This is a genomic window from Rhodococcus sp. PSi06, from assembly GCF_054960675.1.
Window position 1 is genome coordinate 166982 of sequence record NZ_JBHNYO010000005.1, and the last position, 22396, is coordinate 189377.

Here is a 22396-nt window from a genome sequence, read left to right on the forward strand (position 1 = left end):
AAGGCGGTGACTGTTTCCTAGTTTCGGGACGGCAACGCCGGATGCAGAGCCACCTCATGGCTTTTCACCACGAAGAACACGGTGCGACCCGGCTCGAGTCCGAGCTCCGCGACAGCCGCAGGCGTGATGTCGGCCGCCATGCCGGGAGAACCGTCGGGGTGGGTACGCGATCGAACGCGAATGCCGGAGCCCTGTACCTCCATCTCGTCGATCACCACCTCGAAGACGTTGCGCGGGCTCGCGTGCGGGGCAACGGGGTGCACCGACACCGCGGCGGGAGAGAAGACCGCGACCAGTGACGTTCCGGCGACGTGGTGTCCTGATCCGTGAACCGTCAGGCCCCAGGTCGTGGTCAGGGCAGTCGCGCCGTCGGCATCTCCCGCGCGGCCGGCGAGCAGGTTGACTCCGGCGATGCGGGCACCGAACTCGCTTCGGGGAGCAGCGAGCACTTCGGCCACCGAACCTCGCTCGACCACGCGCCCGCCGTCGACCACAGCGACGGAATCGGCCAGCGCGACGACGTCGAGCAGATCGTGGGTGACGATCAGCGCTGTGCGAGCGCCGTCACGCAGCACCGAACGCAGTACTCGCCGGACGGCCGGTGCCGTTTCTACGTCGAGCGCAGCGCACGGTTCGTCGAGCAGCAGGAGCCGAGGATCCGCCGCCAGCGCGCGGGCGATCGCGACGCGCTGGGCCTGACCACCGGACAGCTGAGCAGGGCGACGTCCGGCCAGGCGGGAGGCTCCGACGGCGTCGAGCCATGTGTCGGCGACAGTGTTCGAGTCCGCTCGACTCCGACCCGCGCTCCGCGGCGCGAAGGCGACATTCGTTCGAGCGTCCATATGGGGAAAGAGCAGCGCCTCCTGCGCGAGAGTTGCTACTCCGCGCGCATGTATCGGGACGAACGTCTTCGACGACGTGTCGGTCAGCGTGTCCTCGCCGAGCCGGACAACACCGTGGTCAGGGCTGACCGACCCCGATACGAGCTGCAGCAGTGTCGATTTGCCCGCCCCGTTGGGTCCGAGGATGGCAACGGTCTCACCTTCGGCGACGTCGAGTTCGATGTCGATGCCGCGGACATCGACAGTGGCGCGCACATGCAGTGAGCTCACGGCGCCGCGGTTCGACTACCGCGCGCGGTGACGACGACGAGGGCCGCGACGAGAATGAGCACTAGGGACAGCGCGACGGCGGCGTCGGGATCGGCTTCGCGCTGCAAATAGATTTCCAGCGGCAGGGTTCGAGTGACGCCTTCGAGCGAGCCGGCGAAGGTCAGGGTCGCGCCGAACTCTCCGAGTGCGCGTGCGAAGGCGAGGACGGTACCGGACATCAACCCGGGCAGGATCAAGGGAACGGTGACGCGGCGCAGGACGGTGGTCGGTGTTGCCCCCAGAGTGGCGGCAACCAGGTCGTAGCGACTTCCGGCCGTCCGAAGTGCGCCTTCGACGCTCACGACGAGGAACGGTAGCGACACGAAGACCTGCGCCAGTACGACGGCGGAGGTGGTGAACGCGATTCGAAAACCGAACGCTTCGAGATGTTGGCCCAGCAATCCCTGGCGTCCGAAGGTATAGAGCAGTGCGATGCCGCCGACCACCGGCGGCAGAACGAGGGGGAGCACGACGACGGAGCGCAGGACGGTCAGCCCTCGAACCGCGCTGCGCGAGAGGACGATTGCCATCGGAACGCCCAGCAGTAGACACAGCACCGTGCTGGCCGTGGCCGTCTTCAGGCTCAGGATCAGCGCCGCGACCGCAGATTCCGACGTGACGAGACCGACGAAGTTCGACCAATCGATGCGGGTGAACATCGCGGCCAGGGGTGCCACGACGAGGAGTGCGCCGACGGCCGCCGGCACGTAGATCCACAGCGGTATCCCCACCGCCCGGCCGCCGTCGGCGGCGCGTGCGGTCACGGAGCTGCGAAGCCGGCTCGTCCGAGCACGTCTCGGCCCGTCGGCCCGGCAACGAAATCGGCGAACGAACGAGCGGTCGCTTCGTTGCCGGAACCGCGCAGTGTTGCAATGGGGTACGTGTTGACCGCATCACTGGATTCCGCGAACGGCACGGCGGTCACATCGGCCCCCGCGCCGGCTGCGTCGGTGACGTACACCAGTCCGGCATCTGCTTGACCGGAGGTGACCTTGCCCAAGACGTCGGTGACCGAGGATTCCTCGCTCACGGCGGGAACGTCCGTCCCGGTCGCAGCCTCGACGGTTGCCGCGGCGGACCCGCACGGCACCTGAGGCGCGCAGACCACCGTCAGAATGTCGGGGTTCGCCAGATCGGCGAACGAGTCGATGCCTTTCGGGTTGCCGGGAGCGGTGACGATGGTCAGGGTGTTGGACGCGAAATCGACGGGATCACCCGCCACGACGCCGGCGTCGACCGCCACGGTCATGTTCTTGTTGTCCGCCGACGCGAAGACGTCGGCGGGAGCGCCGGAGGCCAGCTGCGTGGCGAGGTCGGAGGACCCGGCAAAGCTGAACTCGACCGAGGTGCCGGGATGTTCGTCCTCGAAGCGCGTACCGAGCTCGGTGAACGTCGCACGCAGCGACGCTGCGGCGAACACCGTGATGTCACCTCCGACGTCGTCGCCGGCCGCGGCGGGATCGGAGGTGCTGGATTCGGACGCCGCGTTGCATCCGGCGAGGACGAGAGTGACGGCAGCGAGAGTCGCGAGTGCCGGTCCGAACTTCTTCACTGAATCTCCTGCGCTCTAGGGTGTCTCGACGATGACCGTGGTGGCCTTGACGACCGCAACGGTCACTGTGCCCGGCTCGAGGCCGAGTTCACGAACGGATTGCGTACTCATCAGGGACACGATGGAAAAGGGCCCACATTGCATGGTGACCTCGCTCATCACCGTGTCCGAGACGACGCCGGTCACCAGTCCGACCAGTCGATTGCGTGCAGAACTGCCGCCGGACGCCACCTCGGGTGGGGGAGCGGCGTGCTCGCGGGCATAGTCGGCGAGGTCACGCCCGGCGATCACCTTGCGCCCTGTCTCGTCCTCGAACGAGGCGAGCGTGCCGCTGTCGATCCATCTCCGCACGGTGTCGTCACTGACACCGAGCAGGGCCGCGGCGTCCCGGACGCGGACTGCGGGCACCGTCATCAATCCGCCTCCACGGACAGATGCGTCCGCAAAAAAGTCATGAACAGCACCATATACCCGTATATGCGGTTTCGTGGGCACCGCGTCACCCCGCCCGGATCGGTCGAGGAATCTGCGTGGAGGATTGAGCGTTGATACGTTCTCGGACGGTTCGGCGGCTCGACGTCGACGGCCGAGCACATCGGAAGGGATCATCAGTGGCAGCGAAGCTGTGGGCAGTGAGTGACATTCACGTCGGACATCGGGGCAACAGGCCCGTCACCGAGGACATCTTTCCCGAGTCTCCCGACGACTGGTTGATCGTGGCCGGGGACGTGTCGGAGAAGACCGATGACATCAAGTGGGCGCTGGAACTGCTTCGTAGTCGTTTCGCGAAGGTCATCTGGGTTCCCGGAAACCACGAGCTGTGGACGACGGTCAAAGATCCCGTTCAGATTCACGGGGCGGCCCGATACGAGTATCTGGTCAACCTGTGCCGTGAGATCGACGTCGTCACCCCGGAGGATCCGTACCTGCTGTGGGAGGGCGAGGGCGGCCCGGCGACGATAGTGCCGATGTTCCTGCTGTACGACTACACCTTTCTGCCGCAGGGAGCGCGGGACAAGGAGCACGGTCTGGCGATCGCACGGGAGAAGAACGTCGTTGCCACGGACGAATTCTTGTTGTCCTCGCAGCCGTACGCCACCCGCGACGCCTGGTGCCATGCACGTATCGAGGCCACTCGGGAACGGCTCGATGCTCTCGATACCACCGTTCCCACCGTGTTGATCAACCACTTTCCCATGGTTCGTCAACCGACCGAGGTGCTCTTCTACCCGGAGTTCGCGCTGTGGTGCGGATCGACCCTCACCGCCGATTGGCACACGAAGTACAACGCGATCTGCTCGGTGTACGGGCACCTGCACATTCCGCGAACCACCTACTACGACGGTGTCCGCTTCGAGGAGGTGTCCGTGGGGTACCCGCGTGAGTGGCAGCGTCGCGGACTTCCGAAAAACGTTCTGCGGCAGATCCTTCCGGTTCCCGAGTACCCGCCGGGCGCGTTGAACAAGTGGGGTGGGCACTTCACCGTGACTCCCGAGATGGAGGCAGAAGTAGAGAAGATGAGGGCGGGCAAGTGATCGAATCCATACTTCCGAACGGCGTCGTCTCGGCCGAACTGTTCGCCGACCCGCCGGATCTGGTGCCCCACCCGCTCGAAGCGCCGTTGGTCGCCAAGGCAGTGGACAAGCGGAAGCGCGAGTTCACGTCGGCTCGGCACTGTGCGCGCGTGGCCATGGAGAAGTTGGGCGTCGAACCCGCGCCGATCATGCGTGGGAAATCCGGTGCACCGCAATGGCCGAAGGGTGTGGTCGGATCGTTGACGCACTGCGACGGGTATCGAGGTGCCGTATTGGCCTATTCGATGCAGGTGCGGTCGGTGGGGATCGACGCAGAGCCGCACGGACCTCTGCCCGACGGAGTACTGGAGGCGGTGAGCCTCGAGGCCGAACGAGACTGGCTCGCGACCGCAGACCGCGAGGACGTCCACTGGGATCGAGTGTTGTTCTGCGCCAAGGAAGCCACCTACAAGGCGTGGGAGCCGCTGACCGGACGGTGGCTCGGTTTCGAGGATGCACACATCACCTTCGAGCGCACCGGCTCCGGTGACGACGTGTCCGGGACCTTCCGATCCGAACTGCTCGTGCCGGGCGACACCGTCTCCGGGCCTCCGTTGACGTCGTTCGACGGTCGATGGATGGTGGCGGGCGGTCTGGTGATGACGGCGATCTCGGTGATGTGACGACCGGCTCGCAGCGCCTGGCACAATGCTCTCTCGTGAGTGCTCGCGGAAAGATCTCGTCCGGTCTCGTCGGTGCCGGCTTGCTCGTGGTGGACAAAGGGCCGGGTGTGACGAGTCACGACGTCGTTGCGTCGTGCCGAAAGCTGTTGAACACCAGAAAGGTCGGTCACGCGGGAACTCTCGACCCCATGGCGACCGGAGTGCTGGTGCTCGGTGTGGAGCGGGCGACCAAGATGCTCGGCCTGCTCTCGCTGACCACCAAGTCGTACACCGCAACGATGCGGCTCGGCCGCAGCACGACGACGGACGACGCCGAGGGCGAGGTGCTGACGGATGTCTCGGCCTCGCATCTCTCCGAATCGGACATCGCCACCGCGATCGCCGATCTGACCGGCGACATCGAGCAGGTGCCGGCGAGTGTGAGTGCCATCAAGGTCGACGGACAACGAGCACACAAACTCTCACGAGCGGGCGAGGAGTTCACTCTCGCCGCCCGGAAGGTCAGTGTCACCCGTTTCGACGTGACGGCCAGACGTGACGTGGTCGACGGCGAATCCGTCTTCGTCGACCTCGATGTCGAGGTGGACTGCACGTCGGGCACCTACGTGCGAGCCCTGGCCCGCGATCTGGGCGCGGCACTGAACGTCGGCGGCCACCTGACCGTGCTCCGCCGCACCCGCGTCGGTCCCTTCACACTCGAGCATGCACGGACCCTCGAGGAGCTGGCCGAGAATCCGGCTGTCGGTCTCGATATCGATCAGGCTGCGCGGACAGCGTTTCCGCACCGGCAGATCGACGCTGGCGAGGCGGAGTCACTGAGCCAGGGCCGGTGGTTGGACCCCGTCGGAATAGAGGGCGTCTATGCCGCCGTCGATCCGACCGGTCACACCATCGCGCTGCTTCAGGAGAAGGGAAGGCGCGCGAGTTCGGTCATGGTCGTCCGACCTGCAACCTTGCGTGGGCACTGAGTCGCCCGGGTCGTCCTAGATCGCCGGAACCATCCAGATCGCCTCTGCAGCGCGATGGCCGAGTTCGACCGAATCCGTCGCGTCGTCCCGCGCGAGTTCGATGGCGACCGTTCCGGCGTAATCGCGTCGTTCGACCACGGTGATCGGTAGGTCGAGCGTGATTCCGACGGAGTCGAAGTAGCGAAGGATCGCCGGGTCGGAGTCGGAAATCCTGGCCACCCGGCCGGACTGTCCGTCGAGGTAGTCGCTCAGGCGAGTTGCGGGCGGCGTATCGATCGCACCGTCGACCGACGGGATGGGGTCTCCGTGCGGATCGCGCTCGGGGTGGCCCAGTTTGGCGTCGATCCGGTCCATCATCAGATCGGAGACGGCGTGCTCGAGAATCTCGGCCTCGTCGTGCACTTCGTCCCAGCCGTAGCCGAGTTCGCGGACCAGGTACGTCTCTATCAGTCGGTGCCGACGCACCATGCCGATAGCCGCCAGTCGGCCCTTCTCGGTCAGTGAGATAGCACCGTAACGGGCATGATCCACCATGCCTTGATCGGCCAGTTTGCGAATTGCCTCGGACACCGTCGAGGCGGAGACTCCGATGCGCTCGGAGAGCATCTTCGTACTGACCGAGTCCTCGCTCCACTCGCTCGCCGTCCAGATGACCTTCAGGTAATCCTGCGCAACTGCGGACAGCTGGACGCCGTCGTCGGCCACAGTGGAATCGATTCTTTGTTGCGCCACGTCGCCGAGCTTAGGCAATCCAATGGAAAAAGACATCTCACCCGGCCGTGGCCTCCGGTATTTGTGCACGCCTACGTAAGGCGCGGGTGACGATGCCCTGCGCGGGGCTGAACAGGTATGCGAGCACGAAGACGACGCCCTGGGTCAGGACGACGCTGCCCCCGGAGGACACGTCGAGGTAGAAACTGGCGTAGATGCCGACCAGAGCGCACGCCACCGAGATGAGCGGCGCGAGCACCAACATCCGGCCGAAGCTGTGTGTGAGCAGGTAGGCCGATGCGCCGGGCGTGATGAGCATCGCCACGACCAGGATCACCCCCACGGCTTGGAGGGCGACCACGGTGGTCAACGCCAGCAGGGTCAGCATCATCGCCGAGATCACCGTCGGGTTGATGCCGACGGCACGCGCCTGGGTGCGGTCGAATGCGAACAGAGTGAAGTCGCGGCGCTTGACGATCATGACGGCCAACGCGATTCCACCGAGTACGAAGACCTGCACCAGATCGGCTTGCGAGACACCGAGCAGGTTTCCGAACAGGATGTGGTTGAGGTCGATCTGACTGGGAAACTTCGAGATCAGCACGACGCCGAGCGCGAACAGGGTGGTGAAGACGACGCCGATGGCGGCGTCTTCCTTGACGATCGTGGTGTTGCGGACCACTCCGATGGCACCGACCGCAATGAGGGCGAACAACAGGGCACCGATCGCAAACGGTGCACCGAGCAGATACGACAGCGCGACGCCGGGAAGCACGGCGTGTGACACCGCATCCCCCATGAGCGACCAGCCGATGAGGACGAGCCAGCAGCTCAGGACCGCGCACACGATCGATGCGGTGACGGTGACCAACAGCGCACGCTGCATGAAGGTGTATTCGAGTGGATCGACAACGAAATCGATCAGGTACACGGTTCAGCTCACTTCCGGAGTAGGAGAGCTTGCGCCCAGTTCGCCGATCTTCGACGGGTCGATACCGAAAGCCAGCGCCAGATTCTCCGGCCGGAGCACCTCGGCGGGACTGCCGTGCATCAGTACCCGTTGCTGCAGCAGGATCGCCTCGTCGCACAGGTCCGGCAACGCATGCAGATCGTGGGTGGACACGAGAACCGAGGCACCCTGCAATGCCAGTTCGCGTAACAGTCGGGTGATCGTGGCCTCGGTCTTCTTGTCCACTCCGGCGAAGGGCTCGTCGAGCAACAGCAGCGAGGCCTCCTGCGCGATGGCACGGGCGACGAACGCGCGTTTGCGCTGACCGCCCGAGAGCCGGCCGATCTGTCGATTGGCAAGATCGGCCAGGTCGACGCGCTGGAGTGCGTCGTCGACGGCGCGCCGATCGGCCGCTCGGGGAGTGCGCAGGAAATTCTGCTTGCCGTAGCGGCCCATCATCACGACGTCGCGCACGCTGATCGGAAAGGTCCAGTCCACCGATTCGGCCTGCGGTACGTAACTGACCGTGCCTGCCTTGCGTGCCTGCGCGGGGTCGCCGCCGAACACGGTGATCGAGCCGGAGTTCGGCTTGACCACTCCCATCACGGCTTTGAACAGCGTCGACTTACCCGAACCGTTCATCCCGACCAGCCCGCACACGCGGCCGGGTGCGAGCGTCAGACTGGCGTCGACCAGTGCCACCACCTCGCGGTACCGGACATCGACCGAAACGACCGTCAGCGCTGATCCGCCGGCGTTCGGAGGGTTTCGGTGTGGGTTCATTGTCGTCCTACCAATGCGTCGGCGATCAACCGTGCGTCGTAGCGCAGCAGATCGAGGTACGTGGGCACCGGGCCACCGGCTTCGCTGAGGGAATCGACGTAGAGCTTCCCGCCGAATCGAGCGCCCGTGTCCTCGGCGACCTGCAGCTGTGCCTTGTCCGAGACGGTCGATTCACAGAACACCGCGGGTACGGCGTTGTCACGAACGAAATCGATGGTGCGGACCACCTGCTTCGGTGTTCCTTCTTGTTCGGCGTTGACCGGCCACAGGTACGCCTCTTGCAAGTCGAAATCCCGGGCGAGATAACCGAATGCGCCCTCGCAGGTGACCAGTGCACGCTGACGCGCGGGCAGAGCGGACAGGTCGGTGTCCAGTTCGCCCCCGACCTCGCGGAGTTGCCGGACGTACTCGTCGGCGTTGGCTCGATAATCGTCGGCGTTGGCCGGGTCGAGGGCGACGAATGCGTCGGCGATGTTCTGCACGTAGGTCTCGCCGACGATCGGTGACATCCAGGCATGCGGGTTGGCCTTTCCGGCGTAGGCATCGTCGCGGATGTAGACCGGCTCCACACCCGCGCTCACCACGACGTGTGGTGCGGGTACACGTTCGACGAATTTCTCGAACCACGATTCGAGCCCCAACCCGTTGTCCAGGATCAGCTCGGCCTGCTCGGCGGTGCGAAGGTCTCCCGGCGTCGGCTCGTAGCCGTGAATCTCGGCTCCGGCTTTTGTGATCGATTCCACTCGTAGGTGATTGCCCGCGACGTTCGCAGCCATGTCGGCGAGCACGGTGAAGGTCGTCAGGACGAGCGGTCGCCCATCGTCGAGAACGGCCGGGTCCTCGTCGCCCACAGCGCGGGCGCAGCCGGTCGAGGTCACGACCAGGAGGCCGGCGACGACCCAACTCACTGCGATGCGCCCAGCGTGATTTCCACGAGCTCGAAGAAAAAAGTTAGGCACACCGAAATATTTACCGTGGGGATACCTATTTGTCCATACCCGCTGTCCGCGACACGCCTGTCCGAGGGTGACCGCGCGGCACTCGGGCCGTAGGCTTCCCCTTGTGCAGAGATGGCGAGGTCTCGACGATGTACCTGCCGACTGGGGCAGGTGCGTGCTCACGATCGGCGTCTTCGACGGCGTGCATCGCGGACACGCACAGCTGATCGGGCGCGCGGTGGACGCCGCCGAGGCGCGCGGGGTACCCAGTGTGCTCATGACCTTCGATCCCCATCCGATGGAAGTCGTCCGACCGGGAAGTCATCCGGCGCAGCTGACGACTTTGACGAGGCGAGCCGAACTCGCCGAGGAACTGGGTATCGACGTGTTCTGTGTCATGCCGTTCACGCCCGAGCTGATGAAGCTCACGCCGGATCGGTACGTGCACGAGATCTTGATCGAGCGGCTGCACGTCGCGGAGGTCGTCGTCGGGGAGAACTTCACCTACGGCAAAAAGGCGCTGGGAACCGTTCCGATGCTCCGAAAGATCGGCGAACGGGCCGGCTTCGCCGTCGACGGAGTCAACCTTCTCGCCGAGCATGCCGTGACCTTCTCGTCGACGTACATCAGGTCCTGTGTGGACGCGGGCGACGTCGCCGCGGCCGCCGCGGCACTCGGGCGTCCGCACCGCGTGGAGGGCGTCGTGGTGCACGGTGACGGGCGCGGCCGTCAAATGGGTTATCCCACAGCAAATGTCGCGCCGCCCATGTACTCGGCGATTCCCGCCGACGGGGTCTACGCCGCCTGGTTCACCGTGCTCGGACCCGGTCCGATCATGGGCACGGTGACGCCGGGGGAGAGGCATCCGGCGGCCGTCTCGGTAGGTACCAATCCGACGTTCTCGGGTCGTACGAGAACGGTCGAGGCGTTCGTGCTCGACGGTGAGGCCGATCTCTACGGTCAACATGTGGCGGTCGACTTCGTCGAGCGATTGCGCGGTATGGAGAAATTCGATTCGATGGAGTCGCTGGTCGAGGAAATGGGCCGCGATGCCGACCGTGCCCGCTCGATTCTGGCGTCGAGCCCAGCCTGATATGCTCTTCCCTCGGTGCTCGCTGCGGTCCGTGGCGGCTGTACCGGCAATCGGTCCCGTTCGATCTATCGTTCGTTAGATCTTTCGGGGCGCGTTGCTTCCTTTCACGCGGACGTCATTGATCAGGAGTAGTACCAGTGGCATTGACCACCGAACAGAAGAAGGCCGTTCTCGGCGAGTACGGCTTGCACCCCACCGACACGGGCTCGCCCGAGGCGCAGGTTGCAATGCTCACCAAGCGCATCGTCGACTTGACCGAGCACCTCAAGAAGCACAAGCACGACCACCACTCCCGCCGCGGCCTGCTGCTGCTGGTCGGACGTCGTCGTCGTCTGCTCAAGTACATCGCGAAGGTGGACGTCACCCGCTACCGCTCGCTCATCGAGCGTCTGGGTCTGCGTCGATAATTCGTATCGACGCGAGGATGGCACCGACGCACGGTTCGACGCGCCGGTGTACACCCGACTCGCAGCAATAGTGCAGTAGCCAACGAGGCAGTGCTTAGACTGTTCCTCGTTGGCTATCTGTGTTCGTACCGCAGTACCAGTTACGCCAGCACGAAAAGAAAGCGGATGCACGGCATCCGCACACCGCCGTGTATGCCTGTCACGCCGTGGTGACGGTCTTCGGTAGTGGCCTTTCGGATACGAGATCCGGTGGGCTTCGATCGATGGCCGCCTCCGCGCAGCCGCGTCCCGAGATCAGATCTCGTCGGATGGACGGCACAGGTATGCCGCCACAGCCAGGAGGGCTGGTGGTGTGTCCACGCGGGCACGGCAAAGACGAGAGGACGAGAACAGAACATATGTCGGACACCACCTTGGACGCCGAAGAAGGCGTCTACGAAGCAACTGCGATCATCGACAACGGCACGTTCGGCAAGCGGACCATCCGCTTCGAGACCGGCCGCCTCGCACAGCAGGCCGCAGGCGCAGTCGCTGCGTACCTCGACGAGGACACCATGTTGCTGTCGGCAACCACCGCAGGCAAGCACCCCCGTGAGGGCTTCGATTTCTTCCCACTGACCGTCGACGTCGAAGAGCGCATGTATGCCGCCGGCCGGATCCCCGGATCGTTCTTCCGCCGCGAGGGCCGTCCGTCCACGGACGCCATCCTCACCTGCCGCCTCATCGACCGGCCGCTGCGTCCGACGTTCGTCGACGGCCTGCGCAACGAGATCCAGGTCGTCATCACCGTCCTGAGCCTCAACCCCGCCGACCTGTACGACGTCGTCGCGATCAATGCGGCATCGGCCTCCACCCAGATCGCCGGCCTGCCGTTCTCCGGCCCGATCGGTGGCGTCCGCGTCGCACTGATCGACAAGCAGTGGGTCGCATTCCCGACCAATGAGCAGCTCGAGAAGGCCGTGTTCAACATGGTCGTCGCAGGCCGCATCGTCTCCGGCTCCGGTGCCGACGCAGACGTCGCCATCATGATGGTCGAAGCAGAGGCCACCGAGAACGTCATCGAGCTCATCGAGGGTGGCGCGACTGCACCCAACGAGGCGGTCGTCGCCGAGGGCCTCGAGGCATCCAAGCCCTTCATCGCAGCCCTGTGCACCGCACAGCAGGAGCTCGCATCCAAGGCTGCCAAGCCCACCGGCGACTACCCGGTCTTCCCGGCGTACCAGTCGGACGTCTTCGACGCCGTCGAGAACGCCGCGAAGATTCCGCTGAACGAGGCGCTCACGATCGCGGGCAAGGCCGAGCGCGAGAGCAAGCTCGACGAGGTCAAGGCTCAGGTCCTCACGTCGGTCGGAGACAGCTTCGCCGGTCGTGAGAAGGAAATCGGTGCCGCATTCCGTGCACTGACCAAGAAGTCCGTTCGCCAGCGCATCCTCACCGACCACTTCCGCATCGACGGTCGCGGCATCACCGATATCCGCTCGCTGTCCGCCGAGGTCGCGATCATCCCGCGTACCCACGGTTCGGCTCTGTTCGAGCGCGGCGAGACCCAGATTCTGGGCGTCACCACCCTCGACATGGTCAAGATGGCGCAGCAGGTGGATTCGCTGGGACCCGAGACGTCCAAGCGCTACATGCATCACTACAACTTCCCGCCGTACTCCACCGGTGAGACGGGCCGCGTCGGTTCGCCGAAGCGTCGCGAGATCGGGCACGGCGCACTCGCCGAGCGCGCTCTGCTGCCGGTTCTGCCCAGCCAGGCCGAGTTCCCGTACGCCATTCGTCAGGTCTCCGAGGCATTGAGCTCCAACGGCTCGACCTCCATGGGTTCGGTCTGTGCATCGACTCTGTCGCTGCTCAACGCCGGTGTGCCGCTGCGTGCCCCGGTCGCCGGAATCGCCATGGGTCTGGTGTCCGACGAGGTCGACGGCGAAACTCGCTACGTCGCCCTCACCGACATCCTCGGTGCCGAGGACGCCTTCGGCGACATGGACTTCAAGGTTGCCGGTACCAAGGACTTCGTCACCGCGCTGCAGCTCGACACCAAGCTCGACGGCATCCCCTCCAAGGTGCTCGCCGGCGCGCTGTCGCAGGCCAAGGATGCTCGTACCACGATCCTCGAGGTCATGGCCGAGGCCATCGATACCCCGGACGAGATGAGCCCCTACGCACCTCGCGTCACCGCGATCAAGGTGCCGGTCGACAAGATCGGCGAGGTCATCGGGCCCAAGGGCAAGATGATCAACTCCATCACCGAGCAGACCGGTGCCAACATCTCGATCGAAGATGACGGCACGGTCTACGTCGGTGCAGCGGACGGCCCGTCCGCACAGGCGGCGATCGACATGATCAACGCCATCGCCAATCCGCAGCTGCCGAAGGTCGGCGAACGATTCCTCGGAACCGTCGTCAAGACGACGGCGTTCGGTGCATTCGTCTCGCTGCTCCCGGGCCGCGACGGACTGGTGCACATCTCCAAGCTCGGCAACGGCAAGCGCATCAACAAGGTCGAGGACGTCGTGAGCGTCGGATCCAAGTTGCGCGTCGAGATCGCCGATATCGACAACCGCGGCAAGATCAGCCTCGTTCCGGTCGAAGACGACAACGCCGCTGCTCCCGCCGACGCTCCCGAGGCACCCGCCGAGGTCAGCGCTGAGTAAGAAGCAACAGAGTCGAACGGTACGGCCCCTGGGGTCGTACCGTTCGGCCGTTACGGACAACGTCGCCCTCGATTCCGGAGTGCAGCGCACCACCCTGCCCGGCGGGCTTCGGGTCGTCACCGAGTTCGTTCCCGGTGTTCGCTCGGCGTCGGTCGGTGTCTGGGTGGGAGTCGGCTCGCGCGACGAACAACCGAGTGTCGCGGGAGCTGCGCACTTCCTCGAACATCTGCTGTTCAAATCGACGCCGACGCGCAGTGCGCTCGAAATCGCTCAGGTGATGGACGGTGTCGGGGGAGAGCTGAACGCATTCACCTCCAAAGAGAGCACGTGCTTCTACGCTCACGTGCTCGACGAGGACGTGGCGCTGGCCATCGATCTGGTCAGCGATGTGGTACTTCGTGGTCGGTGTCGATCGGCGGATGTGGACGTCGAGCGTCAGGTGGTCCTCGAAGAGATCTCCATGCGCGACGACGATCCCGAAGACCTGCTCGGCGACGCTTTTCTCGAGGCGATGTTCGGTGATCACCCCATCGGCCGGCCGATCATCGGTTCGGTCGAATCGATCGAATCCATGACGCGAGCCCAGCTGCACTCGTTCCATGTTCGCCGCTACACCCCGCAACGGATGGTCGTCGCGGTCGCGGGCAACGTCGATCACAAGCAGATCGTGTCGTTGGTTCGGCGCGCTTTCGCGGGCCATCTCGACAAGGGTCTGCATCCGGCCGAAAGGCGAAGCGGCACAGCGCGATTGCGTCAGAATCCGACTCTGAGCCTGACGATGCGAGACAGTGAACAAGCGCATCTGTGCCTCGGAGTTCGCGCGTTCGGCAGGCACGAAGGGCATCGCTGGGCGTTGTCGGTGCTCAATTCCGCTGTGGGTGGTGGACTGAGTTCTCGGTTGTTCCAGGAGATCAGGGAAGAGCGTGGCCTGGCGTACTCGGTGTACTCCTCGGTGGACACGTTTGCCGACAGCGGTGCGTTCTCGGTGTACGCGGGGTGCCAGCCGGAGAATCTCGGCGAGGTCACCACGGTGATTCGCGAGGTACTCGCGAAGGTAGCGGCCGAGGGCATCACCGACGCCGAGTGCGCTCGCGCGAAAGGCTCGTTACGCGGCGGATTGGTTCTGGGACTGGAAGACTCGGGTTCCCGGATGAACCGTATCGGTAGAAGCGAACTGAACTACGGCAATCACCGGGACATCACCGACACCCTGGCCCGTATCGACCGCGTCGGCAACGACGAGGTGCGCGAGGTCGCTGCGGTGTTGCTCGATCGTCCGTTCGGGGCCGCGGTGGTCGGTCCGTACAAGAACGTCCGCCAGCTGCCGGCGTCGGTCAAGTCCCTCGTTCGGTAGCGTCGGCCACCACGTCGCGCACAGCGCGGCGTAGCAGGTCCGCCACTACCGGGGCGTCGGTGATCGGCTCGAACGCGCGGGTGGAGTTCAGCGTCGCGATCCCGTGCACGGAGGTCCACAGTCGCAATGCGTCGAACTGTGGATTCTCCGGCGAGACTGCACCGATCGCCGAGGTGAGAGCCTGGAACAGCGGTCGCGATTCCTCTCGGAGATTCTGACCCGAGCTTTCCAGAAGATCGTGCCGAAAGATGAGCGCGAACATCGCCGGTCGCTGTACCGCGAAGTGAACGTACGCGTGCGCCATGGCATCGAGTGCGTTCCGGGGTGAATCCGACTGCTGGGCGGCGGTATCGAGCGCGCTGCCGAGATCGACGAGACCGACCCCGGCCACAGCGGCGGCGAGCGCGTTCAGTGTGGGGAAGTACCGTCTCGGGGCACCGTGCGAGACACCGGCCTCGCGGGTGACCGCTCTGATGGTCAATCCTTCCGGGCCTCGGCTCTCGAGCAGTCGTACACCCGCGGCGACCACACGCGTACGAAGGTTGTCCGGCACGTAGACATTGTCTACTCTCAGCCGTGACGTTGTCCAGCCGTGACGTGGTCCAGCCGAGAGGATCCATCGATGTGGTACCTGCTGTTCAAATATGTGCTCATCGGTCCGATTCTCCGAGTTCTCGGGCGTCCGTCGGTGGTCGGTGGAGACAGTCTCCCGAGGACGGGACCGGTGATCATCGCCGGAAACCACCTCACCGTCGTCGACTCGTTCTTCATGGTTCTGCTCGTCCGACGCCGAGTCACCTTCATCGCCAAGAGTGAATACTTCACCGGCGGAGGGGTGAAGGGGGCGATGCTGCGCTGGTTCTACTCCGCTGCGGGTCAGGTTCCCGTGGACCGGGGCGGTGCCGCGGCATCGGCTCCGGCACTCGAAGCCGCGAAAACCATTCTGCGACAGGGAAAAGTATGGGCGGTATATCCGGAAGGGACTCGATCGCCGGACGGTCGGCTGTACAAGGGCAAGACCGGTCTGGCGCGAGTGGCACTCGAGACGGGCGCTCCGGTCGTGCCGGTCGTCATGTGCGGAACGCTTCGAGTCAATCCGGTCGGTTCTCGAATGTGGCGACCGGGGAAGGTGCGCATGGTCGTCGGTGAACCGTTGGACTTCACGAGATACGCAGGGGGAGAAAGCAGTAGAGCCGTTCTGCGAGCCGTCACCGATGAGGTGATGGCGGCGCTGGCGAACCTGTCGGGGCAGGAATACGTCGATGTGTACGCCGCGTCGGTCAAGGAGGCGGCGTGAGCACACCGGACGGGCACGGCCTCGGCCGCACCGTCCTCGTCACCGGAGTCGGTCGGCGGCAGGGAATCGGTGTCGCCATCACCCGCCGTCTGCTCCGCGACCAGAGCACCCGCGTCTTTGCGCACTCGTGCGACGACTACGACCTGTCCGAGCCGTGGGGAGCCGACACACCGGGAGCGGAGGCGGTGTTGGCCGAGCTGTCGACCGCCACCGGCAGGCTCGGTCACCTCGACGTCGATTTCGTGGATCCGGCCGCACCGGCAACCCTGTTCGACGCGGCCGAATCGGCACTGGGCAGCATCGATGCTCTGGTTGTCAATCATGCGCGGTCGCAGCTGGGTGATCTGGGCGAGCTGACGGCGGAGTCGCTCGACCTGACCTGGGCGGTGAACGTGCGAGCTGCACTGCTATTGGTGCAGGAATTCGTGCGTCGTTACGAGGGTCACCCCGACGGTGGTCGCGTCGTACTGTTCACCTCGGGCCAGGACCAGGGGCCGATGCCGTCCGAAATTCCCTATGCGGTGAGCAAGGGTGCCATAGCGTCGATCACCCCGACTCTGGCCGATGCGGTGATCGAACGAGGCATCACGGTCAACACGATCAATCCGGGTCCCACCGACACCGGCTGGGCCGGCGCAGATCTGAACGAGTTCGTAGGACGCCACATGCCGCGTGGTCGGTGGAACGCACCGGAGGAGGCCGCGGCCGTCGTGGCGATGTTGCTCTCGCCGGATTCCGGGTCGATCACCGGTCAGGTAATCGGGGCCGAAGGCGGTTTCCGGCGCTTCACGCCGTGACGGAGGCGGCTGCCTGGGTCACAGCTTCTTCTTGCCCAGCAACAACTTCCAGGGCACCAACGCCGATTCGAGCTGAACCGACAGGCTCATCTTGGATTCGCCCTCGCTACGCTCCTCGAACTTGATCGGCACCTCGGCGAGAGTGAGGCCGTGCTTGACGGTCCGGTAGTTCATCTCGACCTGGAACGCATACCCGTTGCTTTCCACCGACGCCACATCGATGGTGCGCAGAGTGCGAGCGTGCCACGCTTTGAATCCTGCTGTCGCGTCCTTGACCCCGAGTCGCAGGATCGTGTTGACGTAGAAATTCGCCCATGCCGACAGCGCTTTGCGGTGCCACGGCCAATCGGCGGCGACAGCTCCGCCGGGGACGTATCGCGATCCGAGAACCACGGCCGCATCGGTGGTGTTCAGCTTGTCGATCATGGCCGGGATCACTTCGGTGGGGTGCGAGAGATCGGCATCCATCTGGATGACGATGTCCGCGCCTTCGTCGAGAGCTCGCGTCATACCCGCGACGTACGCGCGGCCGAGCCCGTTCTTCTCGGTGCGGTGAAGAACGCTGATGTCGAGAGGGCCGTCGATGGCCAATTTGTCGGCCAAGTCGCCGGTACCGTCGGGTGAATTGTCGTCGACGACCAGGACGCCGAGCCCCTCCACCTTCACCCCGGCGAGCAACTCGACGAGCTTGGGAAGGTTCTCGCGCTCGTTGTACGTCGGTACAACGACGGTGGTCTTCGGGGCGATTCGTTCCGTACTCACCACCGTATGATCCGTGATCAGGGGTCCCGATCCAAATATCGGACACGATCGGCCGTGTCGGTCGAGCGTGTCAGCCCTCCGTCGGCTCCGTGATCGTCCCTCGAAGAACCGCGTCGACGAACATTCCGTCTCGCAGTATCGGAACGCAGTGACTCGAACCGATCTCTGCGGCGATGGCCACGTCCTCGGGATGCCCCATCGCATTCAGTTCCTGTCCGGACGCGCATCGCAGCAGCTCGGAGGCCACGCTGGGTTCCACGGCCCGCCACGCCGCTGCTGCCGCCACCGCCTCTGCGGACGCGTCGGATGCCCCGGAATCGAGGAGTTCGGCGATGACCGCACCGGCACCCCACAGGTCTTCGACCGAGGGACGCAGTGATGCGTCGGGCCACCGTTCACCCGACGCTATGACGGCAATCACCGCGGTCGGGTTCTCGGCCCGTATCCATCTCGCGACTGCCGCAGCATTTCTCAACGATGCGCCCACACACAGCCCCGCCCGGCTCGCGAGTTCGTAGGCAATGGTGGAGCCGTTGGGTGATGGCAACACCAGACGGGCGGGCGGTGCGGTGGTTCGGATACTGGCCGGGCACAGGCTGATCCGGCCCGGTGAGCCCACCGAGCGGCCGACGGCGAGGACTGCGTCGAATTCTTCGGCCAGCTGCGAAGCTCGGTCATCGCGCCATCGGCACGGAATCACGTCGATTCCCGCATCCATCGCCACCGTCAATGTCGTCGTGAACGACAGGACGTCGACGATCACGGCGATGTCCGCCCCGCCGACGATGGCGTCGGCCCCGGACAGACCCCAGTCGAATCGGACGCCGTGCGCCCGCTGGGACAGTGTGGGATCGACCGGCATTGCCGAACGGTAGCAAAGCGGGCGACGGTGCTACCTTCGCGTAATCGAGTGGGGGGAGCCGAGGATGCAGTTGGAACTGGATACGAAAGTGATCGTCCTGGCGGCCGGTCTGCTGCTGCTGTGGGCTCTCGGGCTGGGGGTACTGAAGTACCGCCAGATGGCGACGTCGGCGGACGGGACGGCGCATCGGTACGTCGACATCGCCCACCGCGCGGCGCTGATGTATTCGTTCGCAGCGCTGCTCCTGGCCGTTCTGGCGCACTTCAGCGCCTGGCCGGTTCCGGTCGATCTGACCGCCGCGTCGGTGGTGTTGCTGTTCTTCGTGGGTGCGATCGCCGGATACACCGTGCACGGAGTCCGCCGGGACACCGAGAACCAGTTCGTCGAGCCCGTTCCCGGCACTCACGTGTTCATGTACGCGCTGATCGTCGGCGAGATCGGCGGAACGGCGGTGCTCGTCGTCGGGTTCGTCGTCGAGCAATTCTTCGGTCCGAACTAGGATCCGCTCGTGGACAATCGGGGGATTCCGTCGGTGACGGTGCGCATCGGGTCGGTGCAGCGAACCTTCGACGGTGCAGTTCCGGTGACCATCGGCCGAGACGAGGGACATCTGCTGCCCGTGCACGACCCGCTCGTCTCGAGGAATCACGCCGAGTTGGTGTGGCGTGGTCGGTGGACCATTCGAGACACCGGGAGTGCCAACGGAACCTTCGTCGACGGGTTTCCCCTATCCGATGATCGTGCTGTGTTCACCTCGATCGACGTGCGTCTCGGCGACCCGCGATCGGGTCCACTGCTGACCATCGTCCCGAGTACGAACCCCCCGATCTTCGACGCACCGAATGTCGATGCACCGAGTGCCGCACCACCGAATTCGACGGCGTACGTTCTCGCGCGAACCGACGTGCCGATCGCGGTTCCGAACACCGGCGTGACCCTCGGACGCACCGATGACAACGACGTCGTCGTGTCCGACGTGCTCGTCTCGCGTCGGCACGCCAGAGTGTCGGCGGGACCGCGTGGACTGTCGATAGAAGATCTCGGCAGCATGAACGGCACGTACGTCGGTGGGCACCGCGTCAGCTCGGCGCAGCTGCTCGACGGTCAGGTGTTCACGATCGGGAACGTCGATTTCCTGGTCGTCGGCCGAACGATCGTGCCCCGGTCGGCCGCCACAACCGGTGACGGTCTCGTGGTGCACGGGGTCGGACTGGTGGTGGGAAGCAACAAATCGATCCTGACCGAGGTCGACCTCGACGCTGCCCACGGCACGCTGACCGCGTTGATCGGCCCGTCCGGAGCCGGTAAGTCGACACTGTCCACGGTTGTTTCCGGTGTCATCACACCGACCACCGGCTCGGTGATGTTCGACGGTCACGACGTGCACGCGGAGTACGCAGCTCTGCGCGGCCGGATCGGAATGGTTCCACAGGACGACGTGCTGCACCGACAACTGACCGTGAGCCAGGCGCTCACCTACGCTGCCGAGCTTCGCCTCCCACCCGACACCACGGCATCGGACCGGTCCGATGTCGTTGCGGGCGTCCTGTCCGAGCTGTCCCTGACCGAGCATGCGGACACTCGAATCGACGCACTCTCCGGCGGACAGAGAAAACGCGCGTCGGTCGCGCTCGAACTGCTCACCGGCCCATCACTGCTCATCCTCGACGAGCCGACCTCCGGCCTGGATCCTGCTCTCGATCGTCAGGTCATGGCGATGCTGCGCGAGTTGGCCGATGCCGGTCGTGTGGTGATCGTGGTGACTCACTCGGTGACGTATCTCGATATGTGCGACCAGGTGGTGCTGCTCGCGCCGGGCGGCAAAACTGCCTACCGAGGTCCGGCGCGGGGCGTCGGAGAGGCTCTGGGTACTACGGACTGGGCCGACGCGTTCGCTGCGGTCGCCGCAGATCCGGATTCCGTATTCGACGCATACCGAGCACGTCGGCCGCGCCCTCCGCAGCCCCCGTCCACACCGCGTACCAGGTCGACAGAAGTAGATCGGGCAGGTTCCGCGACGACGTTCCGTCGACAGCTCGGTACCGTCGCGCGTCGACAACTACGCCTCATTGCGGCCGATCGGGGCTACTTTCTGTTCTTGACCGTGCTGCCGGTGCTGCTCGGCGTGCTGGCGCTCGTCGTTCCGGGCCGCAATGGCTTCGGAGCGGCAGGTCCGGACGCGCCGACCGAACCCGTGCAGATCATGGTGTTGCTGATCGTGGGTGCCTGCTTCATGGGACTCTCGCTCTCGGCGCGAGATCTGGTGGGCGAGCGCACCATCTTTCTGCGCGAGCGTGCGGCCGGCCTGGACCCCGGCGCGTACCTGATCGCGAAGACGTCGGTGTTCGGCGTAGTCGCGGTGGTGCAGGCGCTGGTGCTCGTGGCCTTGGTTCTGATCGGCAAAGGAATCCCCGAGTCTGCGTCGCTGCTGCCCGGCACTTTCCCGAACCGTGGCGCACTCGAATTGGTGTTCGTGATCGCAGCCACCACCGCGTGTTCGGCGATACTCGGATTGGCGTTGTCTGCGATGGCGAAGTCCGCAGAGCAGGTCATGCCGATGATGGTGGTCGCGGTGATGGCGCAGCTCGTCTTGTGCGGAGGCCTGATTCCGGTGACCGGACGCGTCGTCCTCGATCAACTGTCGTGGCTGCTGCCGGCGCGGTGGGGATTTGCGGCGGGGGCATCGACGGTCGACATTCGATCGCATGTGCCCTCCGCGCAACAGGACGCGCTCTGGGAACACGAACCGGCACCGTGGATTCTGAGCATCCTGATGCTGTCGATCCTCGGCGGTCTGATGTTCACCCTGGTGCGGTATCGGCTCAGCAGAACCTGACGGGTCAGCTACCTGGGGTCGAGGTAGAGCTCGGCTGTTTCGGTGGCGACCGCAGAGACTGCGGCGGCCAGCTCGGGTTCGAGGTCCAGTGCCCGGGTGAGCTGCTCGCCGCGAAGGCCCTGCGAGCGAAGGAGATCCCAGGCCTGCTCGACGAGGCGAACCGAGGTGGGATGGTCCAGCTCGGGGCGGTTGGACCGTAGTGCCGTTGCAGCCCAATCGGCATCGAACGTCCCGTTGGGTGGACCGAACACACGCTCACCGGACGAATAGCTTTTCGGCTCCATGCTTCGACGCTAGCAGGATCGACCGGCGGCGCAATCGTGACCGAATCGCGCCGATGGTCCACTATCGAACCGATCGGTTTCTTCGGTACGGTACGGCGATGCACGAAGGGCACCGAATGGAACGGACCGCGTTGTCGGCCGCCGGGTTCGTGCTGGTCGCCCTGCTCGCGAGTTGCTCGGGTGTCGGCGGCACCACAGAGATCGACACCGGAATCGACGACGTCTCGGCGAACACGAACTACACCACTGTCACGGGGTCTCTGGTGGTCGGAGATCCCTCTGTTGCCCCAGGTCCCGCAGCATCTCCACCGACTGCTGTGATTCCCGACGTCGCGGAGCTACCGCTGGACCTCGGCGCCGCGCGGTACCCGGGAATGTCGCCGGTCGCGGTCACCGAGGTCTCGATCGTGGACTCGTCGACCGTCGAGTTCCGAATGGCGGGCAACGGGCCGGTCTCGTACACGGTTCGCTATGTCGACGAGGCGGTGCGGTACGCCACGAGTGAGCCCGTCGCAGTGCCCGGGAGATCGACACTGCAGGTAGACCTGTCGGGAACATCGACGGAATCCGACGACCTCGTCGCGCCGTACGACGGGCCGGAGAGAATTCGCAACGATGCAGATTCGGCCGTGGTCTCGGTCGACTTTCTGGCCGACCCCGGTGGGATTTCGCAATCGTTCATCGGTGTGGGTACCGATCGACCCGAGTACACGGTGACGACAACGGAGAGTCCCGCCGCGGTCATCGTCGCCATCACATCGTGACGACCATCAGAGCGTCGAATGCATGTCGCCCCTG

Annotated in this window: 24 protein-coding genes; 12 read left to right on the forward strand and 12 right to left on the reverse strand. The window is 65.0% G+C overall.

The genetic code is table 11. The features are described from left to right. Nucleotides 1–17 precede the first annotated feature (17 nt). Genes ACFI9K_RS08890 through ACFI9K_RS08905 form a run of 4 tightly spaced genes read right to left on the reverse strand, consistent with a single transcriptional unit; the run spans nucleotide 18 to nucleotide 3117 of the window. Nucleotides 18–1112, reverse strand: a complete 1095-nt coding sequence (locus ACFI9K_RS08890; protein WP_462663144.1) for a sulfate/molybdate ABC transporter ATP-binding protein — start codon at nucleotides 1110–1112, stop codon at nucleotides 18–20. After that, on the reverse strand, nucleotides 1109–1915 hold the full coding sequence (locus tag ACFI9K_RS08895) for an ABC transporter permease (protein ID WP_462663145.1): 807 nt from the start codon (nucleotides 1913–1915) through the stop codon (nucleotides 1109–1111). Before ACFI9K_RS08895 ends, ACFI9K_RS08890 begins: the two co-directional genes overlap by 4 nt. Then, complete coding sequence (modA, locus tag ACFI9K_RS08900) at nucleotides 1912–2703, reverse strand: molybdate ABC transporter substrate-binding protein (protein ID WP_462663146.1); 792 nt, start codon at nucleotides 2701–2703, stop codon at nucleotides 1912–1914. Before modA ends, ACFI9K_RS08895 begins: the two co-directional genes overlap by 4 nt. Nucleotides 2704–2718: 15 nt before the next feature. Next, nucleotides 2719–3117 (reverse strand): TOBE domain-containing protein, encoded by a 399-nt coding sequence (locus ACFI9K_RS08905; protein WP_462663147.1) that lies wholly within the window; start codon nucleotides 3115–3117, stop codon nucleotides 2719–2721. Between the two features lie 197 nt (nucleotides 3118–3314). Here ACFI9K_RS08905 and ACFI9K_RS08910 point away from each other — a divergent pair, with 197 nt between their 5' ends. From ACFI9K_RS08910 to truB, 3 genes are read left to right on the forward strand one after another with little or no spacing between them, the layout of a single operon-like run. Continuing rightward, nucleotides 3315–4238, forward strand: coding sequence for a metallophosphoesterase family protein (locus tag ACFI9K_RS08910; RefSeq protein WP_222093210.1), 924 nt, complete (start codon nucleotides 3315–3317; stop codon nucleotides 4236–4238). Next, nucleotides 4235–4900, forward strand: coding sequence for a 4'-phosphopantetheinyl transferase Npt (gene npt, locus ACFI9K_RS08915; RefSeq protein WP_462663148.1), 666 nt, complete (start codon nucleotides 4235–4237; stop codon nucleotides 4898–4900). The genes ACFI9K_RS08910 and npt overlap by 4 nt, the downstream gene beginning before the upstream one ends. Before the next feature lie 35 nt (nucleotides 4901–4935). Beyond that, nucleotides 4936–5868, forward strand: a complete 933-nt coding sequence (gene truB / locus ACFI9K_RS08920) for a tRNA pseudouridine(55) synthase TruB (protein WP_462663149.1) — start codon at nucleotides 4936–4938, stop codon at nucleotides 5866–5868. Between the two features lie 15 nt (nucleotides 5869–5883). On the opposite strand, the gene ACFI9K_RS08925 is transcribed toward truB, so the two are convergent. The 4 genes from ACFI9K_RS08925 to ACFI9K_RS08940 are packed head-to-tail and all read right to left on the reverse strand — an operon-like array spanning nucleotide 5884 to nucleotide 9219. Further along, the gene (locus ACFI9K_RS08925; RefSeq protein WP_462663248.1) at nucleotides 5884–6618 is read right to left on the reverse strand and encodes a metal-dependent transcriptional regulator; all 735 of its coding nucleotides are present in this window, start codon (nucleotides 6616–6618) and stop codon (nucleotides 5884–5886) included. 19 nt (nucleotides 6619–6637) lie between these two features. Continuing rightward, on the reverse strand, nucleotides 6638–7465 hold the full coding sequence (locus ACFI9K_RS08930) for a metal ABC transporter permease (protein WP_462663249.1): 828 nt from the start codon (nucleotides 7463–7465) through the stop codon (nucleotides 6638–6640). A 48-nt stretch (nucleotides 7466–7513) separates the two neighbouring features. Continuing rightward, a complete protein-coding gene (locus ACFI9K_RS08935) occupies nucleotides 7514–8311 on the reverse strand; it encodes a metal ABC transporter ATP-binding protein (protein WP_462663150.1) in 798 nt (265 codons plus the stop codon). Further along, the gene (locus ACFI9K_RS08940) at nucleotides 8308–9219 is read right to left on the reverse strand and encodes a metal ABC transporter substrate-binding protein (RefSeq protein WP_462663151.1); all 912 of its coding nucleotides are present in this window, start codon (nucleotides 9217–9219) and stop codon (nucleotides 8308–8310) included. Before ACFI9K_RS08940 ends, ACFI9K_RS08935 begins: the two co-directional genes overlap by 4 nt. 154 nt (nucleotides 9220–9373) lie before the next feature. Between ACFI9K_RS08940 and ACFI9K_RS08945 the strand changes: the two genes are divergently transcribed. The 4 genes from ACFI9K_RS08945 (at nucleotide 9374) to ACFI9K_RS08960 (ending at nucleotide 14760) form a co-directional block, all read left to right on the forward strand. Continuing rightward, a complete protein-coding gene (locus ACFI9K_RS08945; protein ID WP_462663152.1) occupies nucleotides 9374–10342 on the forward strand; it encodes a bifunctional riboflavin kinase/FAD synthetase in 969 nt (322 codons plus the stop codon). A gap of 137 nt (nucleotides 10343–10479) precedes the next feature. Then, entirely contained in the window at nucleotides 10480–10749 is a 270-nt protein-coding gene (gene rpsO, locus ACFI9K_RS08950; RefSeq protein WP_206490510.1) for a 30S ribosomal protein S15, read from the forward strand. Between the two features lie 398 nt (nucleotides 10750–11147). Beyond that, nucleotides 11148–13406, forward strand: a complete 2259-nt coding sequence (locus ACFI9K_RS08955) for a polyribonucleotide nucleotidyltransferase (RefSeq protein ID WP_462663153.1) — start codon at nucleotides 11148–11150, stop codon at nucleotides 13404–13406. Nucleotides 13407–13434: 28 nt separating this feature from the next. Beyond that, on the forward strand, nucleotides 13435–14760 hold the full coding sequence (locus tag ACFI9K_RS08960) for a M16 family metallopeptidase (protein ID WP_462663250.1): 1326 nt from the start codon (nucleotides 13435–13437) through the stop codon (nucleotides 14758–14760). On the opposite strand, the gene ACFI9K_RS08965 is transcribed toward ACFI9K_RS08960, so the two are convergent. After that, on the reverse strand, nucleotides 14741–15313 hold the full coding sequence (locus tag ACFI9K_RS08965) for a TetR/AcrR family transcriptional regulator (protein ID WP_462663154.1): 573 nt from the start codon (nucleotides 15311–15313) through the stop codon (nucleotides 14741–14743). The two genes, ACFI9K_RS08960 and ACFI9K_RS08965, sit on opposite strands and share 20 nt — an antisense overlap. Before the next feature lie 69 nt (nucleotides 15314–15382). Here ACFI9K_RS08965 and ACFI9K_RS08970 point away from each other — a divergent pair, with 69 nt between their 5' ends. Continuing rightward, nucleotides 15383–16057 carry a lysophospholipid acyltransferase family protein gene (locus ACFI9K_RS08970; protein WP_462663155.1) on the forward strand — a complete coding sequence of 225 codons (675 nt, stop codon included), beginning with the start codon at nucleotides 15383–15385 and terminating at the stop codon, nucleotides 16055–16057. Continuing rightward, nucleotides 16054–16854, forward strand: coding sequence for an SDR family oxidoreductase (locus ACFI9K_RS08975; RefSeq protein WP_462663156.1), 801 nt, complete (start codon nucleotides 16054–16056; stop codon nucleotides 16852–16854). Before ACFI9K_RS08970 ends, ACFI9K_RS08975 begins: the two co-directional genes overlap by 4 nt. 18 nt (nucleotides 16855–16872) lie before the next feature. Here the strand turns inward: ACFI9K_RS08975 and ACFI9K_RS08980 are convergent, their stop codons facing one another. Both ACFI9K_RS08980 and ACFI9K_RS08985 read right to left on the reverse strand, forming a co-directional pair. After that, nucleotides 16873–17619 (reverse strand): polyprenol monophosphomannose synthase, encoded by a 747-nt coding sequence (locus tag ACFI9K_RS08980; protein WP_462663157.1) that lies wholly within the window; start codon nucleotides 17617–17619, stop codon nucleotides 16873–16875. 67 nt (nucleotides 17620–17686) lie between these two features. Further along, nucleotides 17687–18478 carry a 2-phosphosulfolactate phosphatase gene (locus ACFI9K_RS08985; RefSeq protein ID WP_462663158.1) on the reverse strand — a complete coding sequence of 264 codons (792 nt, stop codon included), beginning with the start codon at nucleotides 18476–18478 and terminating at the stop codon, nucleotides 17687–17689. 64 nt (nucleotides 18479–18542) lie between these two features. On the opposite strand from ACFI9K_RS08985, the gene ACFI9K_RS08990 reads away from it, so the two are divergent. After that, on the forward strand, nucleotides 18543–18977 hold the full coding sequence (locus ACFI9K_RS08990) for a hypothetical protein (protein ID WP_462663159.1): 435 nt from the start codon (nucleotides 18543–18545) through the stop codon (nucleotides 18975–18977). Between the two features lie 9 nt (nucleotides 18978–18986). Next, nucleotides 18987–21314: an ATP-binding cassette domain-containing protein gene (locus ACFI9K_RS08995; RefSeq protein WP_462663160.1), complete on the forward strand. Its 2328-nt coding sequence runs from the start codon at nucleotides 18987–18989 to the stop codon at nucleotides 21312–21314. A gap of 8 nt (nucleotides 21315–21322) precedes the next feature. On the opposite strand, the gene ACFI9K_RS09000 is transcribed toward ACFI9K_RS08995, so the two are convergent. Further along, the gene (locus ACFI9K_RS09000; protein ID WP_222093223.1) at nucleotides 21323–21598 is read right to left on the reverse strand and encodes a hypothetical protein; all 276 of its coding nucleotides are present in this window, start codon (nucleotides 21596–21598) and stop codon (nucleotides 21323–21325) included. Between the two features lie 98 nt (nucleotides 21599–21696). Here ACFI9K_RS09000 and ACFI9K_RS09005 point away from each other — a divergent pair, with 98 nt between their 5' ends. Next, nucleotides 21697–22362: an AMIN-like domain-containing (lipo)protein gene (locus ACFI9K_RS09005; RefSeq protein WP_462663161.1), complete on the forward strand. Its 666-nt coding sequence runs from the start codon at nucleotides 21697–21699 to the stop codon at nucleotides 22360–22362. Nucleotides 22363–22396 lie beyond the last annotated feature (34 nt).